A 4,239-nucleotide genomic window follows, 5' to 3' on the forward strand; every position below is an offset into this window, starting at 1 on the left:
GCCTGCGATTGGCTACAGCTGCTGGGGGTGAAAGAAAGCATGCTGAAAGACGGTGGCAATGGCGCTGTTGGCGATTGCGATGGTCAGCGGACCCGGGTTGCAGCCAGTCCGGTCCATCAGGTGGTCGATACGACCTCGGCTGGGGATGCGTTTAATGGCGGCTATTTGGCTGGGCGTCTGCAAGGATTGAGTACGATGGATGCTGCCCGTTACGCGGCCAGGCTGGCAGCTTTTGTGGTAGGGCAGCCCGGGGCTATTGCTAAAGCCGAAGCTTTCGCCAATTTCGACACTTTACCCTGATTAAGGGAAGGCTGCAGCCATAGCAAAGGTGGTCATAATCTGCTACTTATAGCTTTTTGTTGGCAAGATACTGAGTGGTTATGTCCCTTCCTGCTGAATTCTTAACGGCAGCCAAAGCGCTGATCCCAGCTGAGAGGCTGATTGACGATCCGCTACGGACCCTGGCTTATGGCACCGATGCCAGCTTTTACCGTTTGATCCCCAAGCTTGTGATTAAGCTGGAGTCGGAGGCAGAAGTTGTGGCTATTTTGCAGCATGCCTTCCGGTTAAAAGTGGCGGTGACCTTTCGGGCCGCTGGCACCAGTTTATCCGGTCAGGCCATCACCGATTCGGTCTTGTTGCTGCTGGGGCGCAACTGGCAACAGCGCGAGGTGCTGGCGGATGGCAAGGCCATTCGGTTGCAACCCGGCGTGATTGGCAGCCATGCCAATCAATTGCTGGCCCCCCTGGCCCGTAAAATTGGCCCGGATCCGGCCTCGATCAATGCCTGCAAAGTCGGTGGCATTGTCGCCAACAATGCCAGCGGTATGTGCTGTGGCACCAGCCAGAACAGTTATCAGACCCTGGCAGCCATGCGGCTGGTGCTGGCTGATGGCACGGTGTTGGATACTGCAGATTCGGACTCGGTAGCCCGCTTTCGCCAGCAGCAATCTGCCTTACTGCAGCAGCTCAAGCAATTATCCGATACCGCCCGGGCCAATCAGGCACTGGCGGCTAAAATCCGTCACAAATACCGATTGAAAAATACCACTGGCCTTTCGCTCAACGCGTTGCTGGATTTTGACGATCCCATCGAGATGCTCAGCCATTTAATGGTCGGCTCTGAAGGCACCTTAGGCTTTATTAGCTCAGTGACGCTTAAAACGGTGGAAGAACATCCGCACAAAGCCACGGCTTTGTTGGTGTTTCCGGATGTGCAAAGCTGTTGTCAGGCTGTGACTGTACTGAAACAACAAGCCGTCTCCGCGGTGGAGTTGCTGGACCGGCGCAGTTTGCGTGCGGTGGAGCAACAAGCAGGCATGCCGGCCTGGGTTGCCGGGCTTTCTGACCTTGCCTGTGCTTTATTGATTGAAAGCCGAGCTGAACAGGCCGATACGCTGCGGCAGCAACTGAGCGACATCCGGCAGGCACTCAGTCCTTTTGTACTGGAGCAACAAGTTGACTTTAGCACCGATCCCACCGTGTATCAGCAGCTGTGGGCCATTCGTAAAGGCACTTTTCCGGCAGTAGGAGCGGTGCGGCCGGTTGGCAGCACTGTCATTATCGAGGATGTCACCTTCCCGCTGGAGCTATTGGCCGAAGGCGTGCAGCAATTGCTGCAGCTGTTTGAGCGTTATCAGTACCACGAGGCCATTATTTTTGGCCATGCGCTTGAGGGCAATCTGCATTTTGTCTTTACCCAGCGTTTTGACAGTAGAGAGGAAGTGGCGCGCTACGAAGCCTTTATGCGCGATGTGGCCGAGCTGGTGGCGGTGCGCTGTGGTGGCTCACTCAAAGCCGAGCACGGCACCGGCCGCAATATGGCGCCTTTTGTGGCGCTGGAGTGGGGCGAGGATGCCTATCAGTTGATGTGGCAAATCAAGCATTTGCTGGATCCTAAAGGCATTTTAAATCCCGATGTGGTGTTAAGCCTGGACCCAGAGATCCATCTGAAACATTTAAAGCCTTTGCCAGAAGCCGATCCTTTAATTGATCGCTGCATCGAGTGCGGCTTTTGTGAGCCGGTTTGTCCGTCCAATGCGTTGACGCTGACCCCGCGCCAGCGCATTGTGGTGCAGCGCGAAATCAAGCGGCTTAGTCGTGAAGAGCCCACCAGCCCGCGTCTGGCGCTGCTGCGTGATGGCTACCAGTATCAGGGCGATCAAAGCTGCACTACTTGTGGCTTTTGTGAAAGTGCTTGTCCGGTGGGCATCAATACCGGCGATCTGACCAATCAGCTGCGCAGCCAGGTTGCAAAGCCCAGCAAGCTGGCCATATTTGCTGCCAACCATTTTGCCGGGATGACCCGGCTGGCCCGAATTGGGCTTCGGCTGCAGCAAAGTGGCCGCGCTGTGCTGGGGGCTGCGGCGATGCAGCGGCTCAGCAGCACCTTGCATCGACTATCGGGAAAACGTTTGCCTGTTTGGTATCCGGCGATGCCAGGCGTCAGTCGCAACAAAGCGAATCCGGTGGCTGATGAGCCGCTGACACCTGTGGTGTATTTCGCCGCTTGTGGCAGCCGGGTGATGGGGCCGGCGGCAGGGGAGCGCGATCAGCGCTCCTTGTCGGAAGTTACGGCCGCAGTTTTGGCCAAAGCCGGTTACCGACTGGTTTACCCAACAGGCATCGATTCGCTGTGCTGTGGTATGGCGTTTCAATCCAAAGGTCAGCTAAAACTGGCACAGCAAAAAGCCGCCGAGGTGGCAGCGGCGCTTAAAGCCGCCAGTAAGAATGGTGAACTCGCTATTTATTGCGATACCAGCCCCTGCAGCTTGACGTTAAAGCAGCAGCTGCCGGCAGATTTGCCGCTGTGGGACAGCATCGATTTTTTGCACGACAGGGTGTTGCCAAAGTTATCACTTACACCGCAGCAGGAGCCGGTGGCACTGCACTTGACCTGCAGCGCTGCACGGCTTAAGCAGCAGGATAAACTCACCGCCCTGGTGCAAGCCTGCAGCAGCCAGCCGGTGCAGCCGCTGGGCATTCACTGTTGTGGTTTTGCCGGCGACAAAGGCTTGCTGTTGCCTGAACTGAATGCCTCGGCGCTGCATGGCCTGCGTCAGCAAGTGCAGGGCTGTTGCCTGGGGGTCTCATCAAGTCGTACCTGCGAAATCGGTTTAAGCCAGCACAGCGGCATCGAGTACCGTCATCTGGTGTATCTGCTGGCTGAGCGTCTGGCGGCAACAGAAAAAATTTAAATCAGTATCCTTGAATCCTGTAAGGGCAATCCCCATAAAGCTGCTAACACGAAATTATCTGTCCTGAATTAGATTTGGAGAGCCGTTATGGGTAGAATTATTGGTATCGACTTGGGTACAACCAACTCTTGTGTTGCTGTATTAGACGGCGACAAGCCACGCGTCATTGAAAATGCGGAAGGTACCCGCACCACGCCTTCCATCATCGCTTACACCGATGATGGCGAGACTCTGGTCGGTCAGCCAGCCAAGCGTCAGGCGGTGACCAACCCGCAAAACACCTTATTTGCCATCAAGCGTTTGATTGGTCGTCGTTTTGAAGACGAAGAAGTGCAGCGCGATGTCAACATCATGCCATTCAAAATTGTCAAAGCCGACAATGGCGATGCCTGGGTTGAAGTCAAAGGCAAAAAAATGGCGGCACCGCAAATTTCTGCCGAAGTGCTGAAAAAGATGAAGAAAACCGCCGAGGATTTCCTGGGCGAAGCGGTGACCGAAGCTGTTATTACGGTACCTGCTTACTTTAACGATGCGCAGCGTCAGGCTACCAAAGATGCTGGCCGTATTGCCGGTCTGGATGTCAAGCGTATTATCAACGAGCCAACCGCTGCGGCGCTGGCGTACGGCATGGACAAGAAAAAAGGCGACGCCAAAATCGCGGTGTACGATTTAGGTGGCGGTACCTTTGATATTTCCATCATTGAAATCGACGATGTGGATGGCGAGCAAACCTTTGAAGTACTGGCCACCAATGGGGACACGCACTTGGGTGGTGAAGACTTCGACAACCGCCTGATCAATTACCTGGTGGATGAGTTCAAAAAAGAGCAGGGCATTGACCTGCGCAACGATCCATTGGCGATGCAGCGCTTAAAAGAGTCGGCCGAGAAAGCCAAGATTGAGCTGTCTTCTGCCGCTCAGACCGAAGTCAACCTGCCGTACATCACGGCCGATGCTTCCGGTCCTAAGCACCTGAACATCAAGGTCACCCGCGCCAAGCTGGAGTCCTTGGTGGAAGATTTGGTGAAGCGTACGCTGGACC

3 protein-coding genes are annotated in these 4,239 nt (G+C 55.2%); all 3 read left to right on the forward strand.

The genetic code is table 11. The features are described from left to right. Positions 1-300, forward strand: a 300-nt coding sequence (locus JJU14_RS16145; RefSeq protein WP_300976274.1) for a PfkB family carbohydrate kinase, incomplete at its 5' end; no start/stop codon positions are given. An 80-nt stretch (positions 301-380) separates the two neighbouring features. After that, a complete protein-coding gene (locus JJU14_RS16150) occupies positions 381-3,197 on the forward strand; it encodes an FAD-binding and (Fe-S)-binding domain-containing protein (RefSeq protein WP_228614749.1) in 2,817 nt (938 codons plus the stop codon). An 87-nt stretch (positions 3,198-3,284) separates the two neighbouring features. Beyond that, positions 3,285-4,239, forward strand: a 955-nt coding sequence (locus JJU14_RS16155) for an Hsp70 family protein (RefSeq protein WP_228614750.1), incomplete at its 3' end; no start/stop codon positions are given.

It is taken from the genome of Alkalimonas sp., from assembly GCF_020831925.1.
Taxonomy (GTDB): domain Bacteria; phylum Pseudomonadota; class Gammaproteobacteria; order Enterobacterales; family Alteromonadaceae; genus Alkalimonas.